The sequence below is a fragment of the Companilactobacillus allii genome (assembly GCF_001971585.1).
Taxonomy (GTDB): domain Bacteria; phylum Bacillota; class Bacilli; order Lactobacillales; family Lactobacillaceae; genus Companilactobacillus; species Companilactobacillus allii.
Genome location: NZ_CP019323.1, coordinates 226,190 through 240,492 on the forward strand (window position 1 = coordinate 226,190; position 14,303 = coordinate 240,492).

10 protein-coding genes, 1 tRNA gene and 1 pseudogene are annotated in these 14,303 nt (G+C 34.7%); 5 read left to right on the forward strand and 7 right to left on the reverse strand.

What is annotated here, in order from left to right; genetic code table 11:
* The first annotated feature begins 288 nt into the window (after positions 1–288).
* On the forward strand, positions 289–2,553 hold the full coding sequence (gene helD / locus BTM29_RS01195; protein WP_076613754.1) for an RNA polymerase recycling motor HelD: 2,265 nt from the start codon (positions 289–291) through the stop codon (positions 2,551–2,553).
* Between the two features lie 99 nt (positions 2,554–2,652).
* Positions 2,653–2,895 carry a hypothetical protein gene (locus tag BTM29_RS01200; protein WP_076613755.1) on the forward strand — a complete coding sequence of 81 codons (243 nt, stop codon included), beginning with the start codon at positions 2,653–2,655 and terminating at the stop codon, positions 2,893–2,895.
* A 168-nt stretch (positions 2,896–3,063) separates the two neighbouring features.
* On the opposite strand, the gene BTM29_RS01205 is transcribed toward BTM29_RS01200, so the two are convergent.
* Positions 3,064–3,729 carry a CPBP family glutamic-type intramembrane protease gene (locus BTM29_RS01205; protein ID WP_076613756.1) on the reverse strand — a complete coding sequence of 222 codons (666 nt, stop codon included), beginning with the start codon at positions 3,727–3,729 and terminating at the stop codon, positions 3,064–3,066.
* A 109-nt stretch (positions 3,730–3,838) separates the two neighbouring features.
* Here BTM29_RS01205 and BTM29_RS01210 point away from each other — a divergent pair, with 109 nt between their 5' ends.
* Positions 3,839–4,906 carry an acyltransferase gene (locus BTM29_RS01210; RefSeq protein ID WP_076613757.1) on the forward strand — a complete coding sequence of 356 codons (1,068 nt, stop codon included), beginning with the start codon at positions 3,839–3,841 and terminating at the stop codon, positions 4,904–4,906.
* 140 nt (positions 4,907–5,046) lie between these two features.
* On the opposite strand, the gene BTM29_RS01215 is transcribed toward BTM29_RS01210, so the two are convergent.
* Both BTM29_RS01215 and BTM29_RS01220 read right to left on the reverse strand, forming a co-directional pair.
* Positions 5,047–7,158 carry a collagen-binding domain-containing protein gene (locus BTM29_RS01215; protein WP_076613758.1) on the reverse strand — a complete coding sequence of 704 codons (2,112 nt, stop codon included), beginning with the start codon at positions 7,156–7,158 and terminating at the stop codon, positions 5,047–5,049.
* Between the two features lie 96 nt (positions 7,159–7,254).
* A complete protein-coding gene (locus BTM29_RS01220) occupies positions 7,255–9,207 on the reverse strand; it encodes an elongation factor G (protein WP_076613759.1) in 1,953 nt (650 codons plus the stop codon).
* Positions 9,208–9,686: 479 nt separating this feature from the next.
* Here BTM29_RS01220 and BTM29_RS01225 point away from each other — a divergent pair, with 479 nt between their 5' ends.
* Positions 9,687–10,409: a hypothetical protein gene (locus tag BTM29_RS01225; RefSeq protein ID WP_257787699.1), complete on the forward strand. Its 723-nt coding sequence runs from the start codon at positions 9,687–9,689 to the stop codon at positions 10,407–10,409.
* A 241-nt stretch (positions 10,410–10,650) separates the two neighbouring features.
* Here the strand turns inward: BTM29_RS01225 and BTM29_RS01230 are convergent.
* Both BTM29_RS01230 and BTM29_RS01235 read right to left on the reverse strand, forming a co-directional pair.
* Positions 10,651–10,724, reverse strand: a tRNA-Thr gene (locus BTM29_RS01230).
* 51 nt (positions 10,725–10,775) lie between these two features.
* Complete coding sequence (locus tag BTM29_RS01235) at positions 10,776–11,297, reverse strand: HdeD family acid-resistance protein (RefSeq protein ID WP_076613761.1); 522 nt, start codon at positions 11,295–11,297, stop codon at positions 10,776–10,778.
* Positions 11,298–11,435: 138 nt separating this feature from the next.
* Between BTM29_RS01235 and BTM29_RS01240 the strand changes: the two genes are divergently transcribed.
* On the forward strand, positions 11,436–12,104 hold the full coding sequence (locus tag BTM29_RS01240) for a metal-dependent transcriptional regulator (protein WP_076613762.1): 669 nt from the start codon (positions 11,436–11,438) through the stop codon (positions 12,102–12,104).
* Positions 12,105–12,298: 194 nt separating this feature from the next.
* On the opposite strand, the gene BTM29_RS01245 is transcribed toward BTM29_RS01240, so the two are convergent.
* Positions 12,299–13,882: a TIGR03766 family XrtG-associated glycosyltransferase gene (locus BTM29_RS01245; protein WP_076613763.1), complete on the reverse strand. Its 1,584-nt coding sequence runs from the start codon at positions 13,880–13,882 to the stop codon at positions 12,299–12,301.
* A gap of 61 nt (positions 13,883–13,943) precedes the next feature.
* Positions 13,944–14,303, reverse strand: a pseudogene (locus tag BTM29_RS01250) (6-carboxytetrahydropterin synthase); the annotation flags it as partial.

A 14,303-nucleotide genomic window follows, 5' to 3' on the forward strand; every position in this document is an offset into this window, starting at 1 on the left:
TCCATTTTTTTATTATTAAAACATAAAAAAAGCGCCTAAAGATATAAATATATCAATAGGACGCTTTCACGTGGTGCCACCTGTTTTGTAGAATTTTCTACCACTCATTAGTTATAAGGTAACAATCCATGTCCATTTTCCAATTCAAGGTCGATGACTTTTTCAGCTTAAGAGTCATTCTCTGATACAACTTACTTGAATTAGTACTCAAAAATGCTTATGATTTAATGTACTTTAATTGTTATAAGCATAATTAAAAACAACCAAATTGTCAACGAGAGGTAATTTATGACCATTAACGAAACTAAAGAAGAAGAGCAAACAAGAGTTAGTAAAATTGCACAAAAGATCGATAACAAAATTGCACAAACTACTGAGAATCTTGAAAAGGCTCACACTGAAACACATAATATCTACCGTAATTACGGTGAAAATATCAAGGTCAATACTTTTGAAGTAGATGACAAAATGGAAACTAACGCTTCTGTTCAGCAACAAAAGCAATTGGTTACTTTGGCGGTCGAAAACGAAAATATCCTTGAATCTAATAAACAACAACTGGAAAACCTCCAAGGTTCTCCATATTTTGGACGTATCGATGTTGTTGAAGATAATGAAGAGGATACACTTTATATAGGAACTTCTACTTTGCAAGATGATGATGGGGAGTTTCTAATATACGACTGGCGTGCTCCAATTTCCGGTATTTACTATAATGGTATCCTTGGTAAAGTCAGCTACTCTACTCCAAATGGCAAAGCCGAAGTTGACTTGAAGAAAAAGCGTCAATTCCAAATTATTAATAACAAAATAAGAACTATGTTTGATACCAACGAAACCGTCGGTGACGAAATCCTTCAATCTGTCTTGAGTGAATACAGTGATGAATATATGAAGAACATTGTCGCTACCATTCAACATGAACAAAATACTATTATTCGTGACACACACTCAGACGTCTTATTAGTTCAAGGTGTCGCTGGAAGTGGTAAAACATCTGCAATCTTGCAACGTGTTGCCTACTTGCTTTATCACAGCCGTTCGACTTTGGATGCGGACAAGATCGTCCTTTTCTCCCCCAATAGACTCTTTAGTAACTACATATCAGAGGTACTACCAAGTCTTGGTGAAAGAAATATGCGTCAAGTAACACTTAATGAGTTCATATCATTTCGATTGACAGGTATCCAAGTTGAAACTTTGTTTGATCGCTATGAAAAAGATGAACGTAACCTTCCACAAACAACGATAGACATTCGCCTGTTTAAGGAAAGTGCTGACTTCTTAACGACACTGGAACAAACTGAAAAGGAAAATAAGGAACATACATTATATTTTGAGGATATTATCTTTGAAGGTAAGCCATTCTTTACTAAAGAAGAAATCTCAGAGATCTATAACAGACAAAATACAGCTTTCAGTATTCCTGATAGATTCCTCAAAACTAAGAATATTCTGATCAAGCAACTAAAGCGTCGTATTCACAACGATCGTGACGAAGATTGGGTCCAAGCTGAAATTGACAATCTTAATGATGAGGACTTCCAACAAATCATTACTGACAATAATATTGAGGAATCGACCAACCAACGTTCTATCATTGCCGAAGAATTCTTAAAGGAACGCTATGCTCCTATTTACAACGCTTTGATCAATAATTACTTCTTCGATCCTTATAAGGAATACGTCTTCTTACTTACTAATATGAACCAAGACATTGTTTCTAACAAAGTTTGGCAAACAATGATCGAATCAATTGATCAAAATGTCGAAGCTCACAAACTCGGACTCAGCGATGCTATTGCGATCCTTTATCTACGTGACTTCATCACTGACAGCGGCACAAATCACAATATTCAGCATATCTTTATTGATGAAATCCAAGATTATACTATGGCTCAATTAAAATATATTTCACACTCTTTCCCAAATGCTAAAATGACACTACTCGGCGACCGTGCACAGGATGTTTTGACTAGTTCATATCGCAATAAGGACGTTATCGACGCTATTTGTGAATTGTATCAAGGCAAAAAAGTAACGACTATTAATCTGAACCAGAGTTATCGCTCAACTGCCGAAATAACTGACTTTGCCAAGTCACTTCTACCAAACGCTAAAGAAGTTAAGTCGTTCTCTAGAAAAGGTGAGATTCCTTCTATTAAAGTTTTTGATGATGAAACTGATTATTATATGGGATTGAAACAAACAGCACGTGAATTAACTGATAAATATGAAACCGTTGCTATATTGACTAGAAATCAAGCTCAAGCTGAACAAGTCTACACACATTTTGGTGACGAATCTTTAGTTACCCTAGTAGATGCAGACTTCCGTTCAGTTCCTAAGGGAATATTAGTTATGCCGATCTATTTAGCAAAGGGACTAGAGTTTGACGCTGTTATTGGTCACGATATTTCAGCCGCAAATTACCCAGATTCCAGAAGTCGTGACACACTTTACACAATCTGTACTCGTGCCATGCACAATCTGACTTTGTGTGTTGAAAAAGTTCCTTCTCCTCTTTTAGAACATACAAAAATAACTAATTAAGAAACCTCTTGGGCAATCAAATACCCTTCATACAACAGTAAAGTCGCTAATGACACACAAGTTATCAATCCGAATATCATCTGCAGGTGACTTCGGTATTTGTATCCTAGAAAAATCAAAATTGCTCCTATAATAAAAGTTAATGTCAATGGCATCACTATATTTTTGACAAATAGTGCATCTAACATGACTAGAAACAAAAAAACTAGCATGGACCGATTCCTTGCTAACTTTACAATCAAAACTATTTCGAATATTTGGAAGATGAATATAGCTATTGAAGCATTTGATAATCCCATAATTATTGCCGCCTTTTACAGAAATATTAATCCGTCTATGTAAATTTTTGATTAATTTAATGTAAAAAAGTAGTAAATAATAATAGAATTATTATTATTTTCTCAGTGTAGCTATTACCGTATAAAAAATACAAATAATATAAAAGGTGGGTATCATTCACTAACGTGAATGGCACCCACCTTTTATATTTCTGTATTTGTATTGATCTATTTAAATCAATATTGTACCAACAATGGCACTTATCAAACCTACCAACATGGCCATCTTTTCATCTTGAGTATAAAGATAAGTTAGTGCATAACACCAACCCAAAGCCATCATCATGAAGAACTGTAATAATGAACCTGGCAAACTAATTAATCCACCAATAACACCACTTAGGACAATTCCAATGACTGCATTTCCAGCTGTACTTTTTCTAAAGAAGTAATTGAAGAAGAATCCTGTTTGAACTAGCTGTTGTTGTATAGCAATAATGAATATATTAGCAATCATATTAAAGATGAATACTTTCTGATCTGAACTAGCTACATCGTCATTTTGAAATGATGGTAACTTCCCAGTTACCTGTAAATAACTGACCATAAGTCTCAAAGCACAAACCAAAATAATCATCAGTGTAACCAGGCCAATATTAGAAATCAAAGAACTCATAAAACCCGTTGGGTTATCTGAAAAAGAACGCCTTTCACGTAAATAACGTCTAGTCATCAAGAATGTAAACACAATTCCAACTGCAAAGAAAATAATCATCAAAATTATATTTAAACCTTTATCTGTTGCAGTAATATTTTTTAAACTTAGTGTGATCACGGAAAAAATGATCCAAATTAAGTATCTGACCAAGTCTATTCTAGGAGATTCTCCTACTCGCATATTTAATATCTTCCAATCAATAATTTTACTTTGTTATTATATCATATACGAATACTTCATTTTTTCTTCCATTTAACTTATTATTAAATAAGTATTCGGAGGGAATTTTATGAAAAAAAATAATCGCATCTTTTTTCTAGACTTTATTCGTGTTATTGCAATATTTCTAGTTATCTTCATCCATGTATCAGCTATTGACACTACTTTAAATATTGGATCTGGTCAATGGCAAATCACCAAAATACTGAATTACTTTGCACACATCAGTGTTCCTATGTTCTTCATGATATCTGGGGCATTGCTATTAAACAGTAAAAAGACCAAATCAATTAGTTACACTTGGAAACAAAGAATTCCACGTGTTGTGATTCCATTTATACTTTGGTCAATAATATCACCCATTGTCGTTGGAATCTATGCTCATTCATTGTCCGCAACAAATGTCTTATCTTCAATTAAGTTAATGCTCTATCAACCAACATCCCCAACACTCTGGTTCATGTATCCACTTATTGGAGTTTATATTCTATCACCAATTATTAGAGAATTCGTTGAAAATGCCAGCAAGAAGATGCTTTTATATACAATGTTGATCTGGTTAATAACCAATTCATTGCTGCCATCAATCGCTGTTATGTTCCCTAAGTCAAATGCTTTTACCATTTATCCAGTTGCCAATTTCTTTTTAGTTGGTGGATTTGTTGGATACTTCATCCTCGGTTACTTAATGACCCAGATCAATGTTAATAAATACAGTAATATCAGCCTTATAATCGCGATGTTAATCTTTGGATTATCAGGTAATTTTATTTCTGAACTAGTGCCAAAGATATTTGATGCCTTTAATGGTTATTATGTAACATCAATATTCATCCCGCTTATGTCAATTCCAGCGTATATCCTATTGCAAAAGTGGGGACAAAATATCAAGTCTGAAAAAGTTATCAGCGTCTTTGAATTTCTAGCCCCATTAGTCTTTGGGATTTATTTGATTCATAATCTGTTGATTTTATACTTAGAACCTTGGTTCATGTCAATTCTGCCATTTGGAGGGATTCTTTCAACATTTATTCGCTACATTGCTGTAGCATCACTCTCCACACTGATAATTTGGATTATCAGCTTGATCCCAGGATTGAATTATTTATTAACCGGAACACACAAAAAAAGATTGTGACATAACTCTTTTTCTACTCAAGCTTGCAGTGAAAACGTGTGCCAAAACACAATTTTCTCCGTCTAATAAAAAGAAGCCGACATTTACTTACGTAAATATCGGTTTTTTTTGCATTATACTCGAAAAATGAACGTGTTCCGTCACACTCTACGTTTCTTCTTATATCCGAATAGACCTAAAAATGACATCAAGGCTAATCCTAGAATGCTTAATAATCCACCATTTGACTCGTTTGTCTGTGGAAATGTTTCTTTTCCATCCACACTACTTGCAGAATCATTTGTTGTATTAATTGTTGTGGAGTCATTATTTACTTTTTCATCAGCTTTGTTCTCTTCTGATACATCAAGCAAATCATCGCTAGAATCTTCTTTTGATGTGTCATCAATCTGTTCGTCATCTGTATTATCAGATTCATCTGGTAATTCACCGGGTATTGTCACAGGTTTTTCAGGGTCTACATCGTTGTCTTCTTCCGTATTGTCTGATCCATCTGGCAATTCACCCGGTATTGTTACTGGCTTTTCAGGGTCTACATTGTTGTCCTCTTCACCTGAATCACCAGGTTCATCTGTATCTCCGGGTTCGTCGGTGTCACCAGGTTCATCCGTGTCACCAGGTTCGTCTGTGTCGCCTGGTTCATCCGTGTCACCAGGCTCATCTGTATCTCCGGGTTCATCTGTGTCGCCAGGATCTGGAATCTCTTCTTCCCAATCATCCTCATCCCCGGGATCTTCTTCGTCAGTTGACCCTGGAATTTCAGCTGGTGCGGGAAGTGGTTGAATTCCATCAAAGGCAGTCTCTTCTTCAGTGTTATCTTGTAGATCCCATCTGTGAGTTTCACCCTTTATATTTACTTTGTCGGCAACAATATTACCGTCCAAGTTATGATTGACAGTTATCTCAGCCTTGGGAGCAAGAACGCTACCTTGGAAAGTATTGTTAAAGTTTATGTTTCCTGTGTATAAATTATCGGATGCATCACTATTATAGAAGTTCCACAACAGATGATTGTCACCAAAATATTCAGTTTCTTTATTATTTCTCTCTGAGCCATCGCTATATATAATCTTTAGTTGAGAACCAACTTCGTATGGATCGACACCGTGCGTATCGACGTTAATTATGACAGTATCACCTGTTTCAACATCAGAAAGTCCTCTGATTGTCAATGGTGTACCTTGTTGTAACACTTCTGGTGATAAGTAAATTACAATTTGATTATTATCATTGGCTACCATATTTTCCAAATCTATGACACGATTATTCCGATCAGGAAATTGGTCATTAGTAATCAATGCTACATTATCGGAATCAACTATTTTACTTGGATCTAGTGTAGTAAGATTTGTGGATTTTTGGTATAAGTCATTGAATATTGAAGCAAAGTCGATATACTTTTCAGCTTTGTCTTGATACGTTTCATCAGCAGTTAAATGATCAATGTATACTTCTTTTCCATCTGGCAAAGAAAGTAGCGGTCTATTTGGATTGGATACATCAACTTCCATACCATTACCAAAAACGACTTTATTAGTACGAGTACTACCACCTGACACAAATGAACTACCGGCAATATTCTCAATAGCCTGAATATATGAAACATCGTAGTCGACTAATTCTTCCTTAATATTGGTTCCAAAATTTACCTGACCATCCAGTAATCCAGTGGCCACATTACCATTGGTATGTGTATTTAAATGAGCTTCATTCGCAAAAATATGAAAATATGCGGCATATCCTAACTCATTTAATTCTGGGTGCAAATTGAATCCAGTATTATTACTTTCACTATACTTCTTAATATCATTCGCAAAAGTACCACCATCTTTTACAACTGATTCAGCTTGTTGACTGGCAGTCGTATTAGCTACTGGCTGGTTTGCAACAGTTGAATTCTTTGTTACTGGAGTTTGTGATACTTGTTGTTGATTTGTACTTTGGTTTTGATTATCTTGTTGTTCCTGATCTAAAACTTGATTAGAATCCTGATTGGAAGCTTGACTTTGATTTTCATCAACAACACTTTGATCAGTTGATTGATCTGAATCAGAGTTGGAATCTGAATTAGAATTTGTATCTGAACTTGTATCTGTAGTCACACCACTTTGTTCAACTTGACTATCTGGCGTAGATGGGTCTGTTAGTGTATCACTAGCAAAGGCATTATTTGAAATAATCATGAATGAAAGAACGGCAGCACTCGTCGCTACACACGACAAAGCCCATTTTTTTCCTTTTAAATTATTCATGTAAATTCCCCTCGAATCTATACATTTGCATACTTTTATAAATATATTGCTTATAAAATTATTATCACGCTCATATTTTTATATGTCAATTTCATATCAATTAATTTTTTCAAGTTGTGCTTGTGTATAGACGTATGGAAAATGTGCCATATTGGGAACATCTTCCCATTTCACAGGGTATCCTGCACCGTGAGCACAAAATACTGATCCCGGGGTATTATCCAAATCTGATACTGGATCATAATCAAACTTTTCAACGACCTCATCTGTATTGTGACAAGGATTATAACCATCAACCATATATTCGATCTCACCTTGTCCATGAGTATAAGCCTGTACTTCTTGAGCATAATCTTGCATCTCAGATACTGGAGCGATTCCAGTTAGCACAGTATTTCCAGCAATATTACCAGATTTAGGCGTGTCAAAACTACCACTCATCTTTTGAATATCATTCATGGCACGACCAACTTGAGTCGCATTAACTTCCAAACGGAATCGATACCAAGGTTCAAGTAATTGACATGAACCACTTCTCTTTAACTCCATCAATCCTTGCCTTACCGCTCTCCAAGTTGCTTCACGAAAGTCTCCACCTACTGAATGAACGTTGCTAAACCTTCCGCCAACTAATGTGATATCCATATTGGTTAATGGTGAGCCAGTTAAGACGCCCAGTTGTTCTTTGGCATTCAAATTAGTGAGCACTTGATGTTGCCAATTCTTACTCAAAACTTCCAAGTCACAATCACTATTAAAGATTAAGCCTTTGCCGTCATTTGGTTTCAGCAACAAATGAACCTCAGCGTAGTGTCTTAATGGTTCAAAATGTCCCACACCTTCAACAGCTTTAGTAACAGTTTCCTTATACAAGATACTGCTTGCGCCAAATCTAATATCCAAATTGAATCTATCTAACATTTCCTGTTGCAAAATCTCCAATTGAACTTTACCCATAATCTGGACATGGATTTCTTGTAAGTGGCTTGACCAAGTAACATGAAGCTGTTGATTTTCATCTTCTAATTGACGAAGTGATTTCAAACATTCGTGCACATCATTACCATTTACATCCAATGAATAATTCAGTACCGGCTGGATCTCAGGTGCTCCACTATCTTTTTCGACCCCAATACCTTGACCCGGAAAAGTATCAACCAATCCCGGTATTGTGCAGATTCCCCCAGAGACAATTTCTTGACTAGTTGTAAATTTACTACCATTATAAATTCTCAATTGATTGGCTTTTTGTTCATCCACAATAATCGACTTATTAATTAATACCCCACCAGTCACTCTTAACCAAGTGAGTCTCTCACCTTTATCATCATGTGAAACTTTAAAGACTTTTGCACCAAAGTCTTGTTGATAACTGGATTCAATCGTCCACTTATCTATTCCCTGTAAAAAGTTATCCACACCATCTTGTTTTAAGGCTGCTCCAAAATAACATGGGAAAATTTTCCTCTGCTTAATCATTTCACGAATGACATCTTCAGAGACTTCCCCAGAATCCAAGAAATCCTCTAGAACATCATCATCTTGCATGGCTATTTCTTCGTATGATTCTTCAGACAAATCCTCATCAAAATCAATACAACCATGGAACGTTTCTTGCAAACTTTTCAACACCTCAGATTTATTAACACCATTGGCATCCATTTTGTTAACAAAAATAAACACAGGAATATTTCTGTGTTTCAATAAACGCCAAAGAGTTCTCGTGTACCCTTGAATTCCATCCGTGGCAGAAATAACTAGAATTGCATAATCTAACACGTCTAATACCTGTTCAGTCTGTGCCGCGAAATCCACATGTCCCGGCGTATCTAGGAGTGTTAATTGTGTATCACCAAATTTCAAACTGGCTTGATGTGAGAATATAGTAATACCACGTTTCTTCTCCAATTTATCAGAATCAAGAAAAGTGTCACCATTATCAACTCGTCCGATTTTTCGTAATTGTCCTGACTTGAATAATAATGATTCTGAAAGAGTTGTTTTACCGGCATCAACGTGGGCAACGATTCCTGTTACTATGTGTTTCATATTTTTCTCCTCTTTGAATTCAGTGAACTTCTATTAATTATTATATATTTTGGTTGAGCACATGTTAATCTATAAATAAAGATAGTATGACCGATATAGGACATAGATTAATGAATAAATATGAAAATTAGTGATAAAAATGTCCAAATACTGATGACAATAAAAGCTGATATCATGAAAGGCGGATTTAATTAAAGTGGACCTGGATATTCCCAAACGCATAGTTTTAAAAACAAGAAAATAAATTCTTGTTTATTTAAAAAAGTGGAGAAAATTACTATGTCTAATCACGATAAATCTCTTATAGAAAAAATAATATAAGACTGGATTGTTCAAATGATAGATTTAAAGAAGTATCTAATTCTGGTAATAAAAAATTTGAAAAATTACCAAATTGGCTAGACAACGTATCATATAGATATAAGGAAGAATGCGATAATCATTTTCCTAATGGATATTATCATTATAAACGAGGAACTATAATTAGAGCCGACTTCGGTGTTAATATGGGAAGTGAATTCTCTTTCTTACATTTTGCAATTGTTTTAGATAAAAAGGATAATTCTAAAAAGCGTACATTAACGGTAATACCTCTCACTTCTAAACAAAAAAGTGGAAGATTCCCATTGGGAAAGGAAATATTCAATCAAACTATAACAATTATTAATAGCAGAATAGAAGAAAATGAAGATAAGCATAGAAGGATACAGCAAAATATTAACAAAATAACTAATGAAATAGCAGATCTTGTTAATGATTTCTTAGATGCAATAATTGAAAATAATTGTGATTATAAAGAAGAATTGAAACAGTTTAAAATATCAGACGATGAAGAAGACAGATTTGAAACAAATAATTTACTAAAAGAATTAACTAAATATGTGGAAAAAAATAATCACCTTGAATACTCAGATGAATTGCTTCCAAAATTTAATGAACAATTAGAATTAATGGCTAATGAATCCAAAAATTTATCAAAAGACGCCTCACAACTGAATAAAGAAACATTGGATCTTCAAAAAGTAATTGATATTTATCAAGGTTATAATAAGAATTCATACGTTAGACTAACTGATGTAACAACCATTAGTAAGTTTAGAATTAAAAGATTAAATCGATTTGATTCCTCGGGAAAAATCCAACTAAGTAGTGAACAAATGAAAGTAATCAGTGATGAATTGATGAAATTATATATTTCTTAATGAAATCATTGACGAAAAGTAATGATGATGTAATAATATAGTCACTGGGAGCTTGGCTCCACTTATTATATTTTTACGCGGACATATGTCCCTAAAAATCGCCTTTCTCTTTATAGATTGGCGATTTTTTTATGTAAAATATTAAGTAATTTTTAGTTTTAAAAAAGGCCTATAAACGCTGATAATTAAACGTTTATAGGCCCTTTACTTTTCTTAATGAAACTCTATGAAACACTTCGAAAGCCGTCTATCGGAATTGAACCGACGACCCCCACCTTACCATGGTGATGCTCTACCTATCTGAGCTAAGACGGCACTTTCATCTACTATCTTACCAAATAGACTATGTAGATGAAATAACTTATATCAAAATGCTTCAATTATTTCCACAATTCCAGTTGTGATGAAAAAGAAGGCCAAAAAGAAAATAATGACTCCTCCAGCTAGAATTGGATTGAACAATAATATGAGTGCAAAAATCAAATTTAAAATTGCTAAAATAACAATTGCGATATAGTACTTCTTACCAAAGAAATGGTACAACCTTGATGTTGTTAATTGGAAAATTGCATCGATCAAGAACCATATGGCAAACATATAAATAAATACCATAACTCCAAAATTCAAATGTGCGATAAATAACACACCAATAAGAATATCAACAATTGAAGAAAAAACTGTCCAACCACTTCTGACACCTAAAAATCTAGTCATCTGTGATCCAAACCACAATTGATATATTCCACGTAAAATAACATAAACACCAAAAATTGCAGCAATAGTCGAGAGACTTCCTAGTGGGTACCACAAAACTAAGTAACCAGCATATAGTGAAATCAGACCAATAATAAACCCAAACCAATCGAAACGTCGCTTGGTATAATTCATAAGCATATCCCCTTTTTCTGAAAATTCAATATAATATTTACATTTATATTTTAGCATTATCACTCCACAAATTTTAATTAAAAGCGTTATAATGTATATAACTAATTAAATTTTTAGTCTAAACGAAAGGTCATAAAATTGTCACCTAACAAAGAAAATTATCTTAAGACTATATACGAGCTGAATTACGATTTTACTAAGATCACTAACAAGCGTATTGCCGAGATCATGGACGTCAGTGCACCTTCAGTAACTGAAATGCTCAATTCATTATCCGCTGATGGTTATTTAACACATTCGCCCTACAATAAAATAACCCTAACTCCAAAGGGGAATAAAATATCAGAAAAGTTAGTTAAGACTCACCGTTTATGGGAAGTATTTTTGAATAGATGTCTTGATTACCCCGTAGATAACGTCCATCATCACGCCGATGACTTGGAACATTCGTCTGATAAAGACTTGATGGATCATCTGAATGAATTCTTAGATTTTCCTCAACGTTGTCCACATGGTGGTATCATCCCTGGTAATGGCAAAGGCGAAACTGATGCTGATGACAAGTTACTAAGTATGATTCCTGATGGACAAACGGTTCAAATCGTCCGTGTTTCTGATAACTACGACTTTCTACAGTACTTCTCAAGTTTAAATATGCGAATTGACGATACTATCAAGATTATTAAAAAAGAAAAATTCGATAATTCATTAGTTCTAAAAAAAGAAGATGGATCTTCTGTAACTATTGGTGCAAAAGCCATTGATTATATTTTTGTTGAAGATCGTCCTGATATGGAAACAAAATAATATAGCGTGACAAAACACAATTTTTTATCAGGAAGTTCAATTTCAGGTGCTTTTACTTCTTATTCCTTGTTTGCTTCGCAAACGCGTAAAAACACACAATTTCTTCCGCTTAGCGCTAAAAATAGGGTCTTCACTTTCGTGAAGGCCCCTATTTTTTGTGCTAATGCTCGGAAATTCCCGTGTGTTTTTACGCTCTATTTTTCAGATTCATCCAATTTCACCTCATACCAACCAAGGAGTCGTTTAACATTTTCAACAGCACGTTCAAACGAAAATGTTCCCAACAATAATAGACATGGCAGGTACTGAATTAGATAACGACTACGACCACCTTCAAATAGCAGTAAGAATAAGAATCCACCTACCATTGATAGTCGTAGGATTTGAATAATATTTTGACGTGGTCCAAACCCTAACGCAATGATCATCAATAATGCGATCCACCACAACTGTGCAGCAAATCTGAAGTCAGCAATATGTTTTCCGTACAAATAAACATAATTCTTAATTTTGTTACTGATTCCTTTATTATTCGTTTTTTGATTATCACGGAAGAAATGTCCCTCTTTTAACCAGCCAAAAGTCCCGTCCGCAGTATTATTACGTTGCTTCATAGCTAAGAACTTCAAATAACCTAGTGGGCCTAATTTTTTCAAACGCCTAGTCAACATCTCAATTGAATAATCCGTTTTCTCTTTTTTGGTTCGTAAAACAGACATCTCAACAGCCTGTTTAGTGTTATATCCACCTTCGCCGTAAACACCCATGGCCATAAAGTGGATCGGTGGGATCGAAAGTGACTTATCTATCTTGATATAAGTTTGATTTTGAATCACATTGCTAGCAGTTTTATAGGTCAAACCCGCACTCCCGCCAACTAGAATCAAAACGGAAAAGGTCAGAATTGTCCCTTTCAAAGTGAAGTGCTTTTTTTGAACCAGCCATGTTAATAATTCAATAATAACAATTGCGATAGCCGGAACGATGGCTGATGGCTTAACAAAATATGTTAATACCAAACTAACACCACAACCGATGGACGATAACACAAATATCAATTGAGCTAAAGAATTTTTAAAACTTAATGAATTGCGCATAAGGAAATAGCAGAGCAAGAATAGTGAGATAAATGGTAATACCCATGCATCTGTATAAGGCATGATGATACTTGGGAATACAGCTAACCAAGCACAATGAATGTACATGGCAACTCCCAATAAACGCTTACGAACAACTACAACACTCAATAGATTGAAAATCGCAGATAGATCTACCAAGGCCAAAGTAACATAATCAAAAAACTGCCACGAAGTCTGTCCGCTGACTTCTGTTAACCAATGCATCCCCAACATACTCAAGATATTATTGGGATATAGGCTGTAATACGCAATAGTATTGACCTCTTTGGCATGTTCAGCACTAATAGCCGCATAATGTAGCGCTCCTGCATCGAATCCAGCAACTGGATGTACATATGATACAAAAACAACCTGACCTATCAACACGGCCAATAACATCAGCCCTGAAGTTATCAATTGATGTTTCACAAATACATTGGAAAACCAAGCATGTATCTTGGGATAGGCATAATTGAGTACTGCAATGGCAATGATCAAAATAACCAACCCTGAAGTCACCATAGTGGTACTAGTCCCAAACGTGTCATTATCACCAATAATAATATTGGATGATGTTAAAGCAAAAAAGAGGGTTAAAAAGAATAGAACCCTCCAAAAAATATTAATTATTGTATGACTGAAATTATAAAATCTACGCATCTGATTCGTCCTGTTTTTTTTGTTCTGACTTAATTTCTGATTCAGTTGGTATGTTTCGTCCTGTTACATCAATACAAAATGATCGAGTTGGTGAATCACTGACTTCGATCCTTAATAACATGGCACCGTTATCTTTCAAGATGCCATCAACTTTATCAAAGAGATATTCAGTCACATTTTCGACGGTTGGATTAATGACTTTAAACTCTGGTAAATCATTTAAGTACTTGCCAGACAATTCATCAATCGCTGCACTCAAAGACTTCTCAATATCAAAAAAAGAAACCATACCTTCGAAGGCATGCAACTCACAGACTATCTCCCAAGTATGGTTATGCTTCTTACCAGTACCTGACTTCCAACGAACTGCATGACTAGCATTTACGTATGATTTGATTTTGTATGACCGTTGTTTAATCAT

Excerpts from the sequence above, each read along its gene's own strand:
- helD (WP_076613754.1), top strand. The coding sequence starts at position 289 with ATGACCATTAACGAAACTAAAGAAGAAGAGCAAACAAGAGTTAGTAAA.
- BTM29_RS01205 (WP_076613756.1), bottom strand. The coding sequence starts at position 3,729 with ATGCGAGTAGGAGAATCTCCTAGAATAGACTTGGTCAGATACTTAATT.
- BTM29_RS01210 (WP_076613757.1), top strand. The coding sequence starts at position 3,839 with ATGAAAAAAAATAATCGCATCTTTTTTCTAGACTTTATTCGTGTTATT.
- BTM29_RS01215 (WP_076613758.1), bottom strand. The coding sequence starts at position 7,158 with ATGAATAATTTAAAAGGAAAAAAATGGGCTTTGTCGTGTGTAGCGACG.
- BTM29_RS01220 (WP_076613759.1), bottom strand. The coding sequence starts at position 9,207 with ATGAAACACATAGTAACAGGAATCGTTGCCCACGTTGATGCCGGTAAA.
- BTM29_RS01235 (WP_076613761.1), bottom strand. The coding sequence starts at position 11,297 with ATGAATTATACCAAGCGACGTTTCGATTGGTTTGGGTTTATTATTGGT.
- BTM29_RS01245 (WP_076613763.1), bottom strand. The coding sequence starts at position 13,882 with ATGCGTAGATTTTATAATTTCAGTCATACAATAATTAATATTTTTTGG.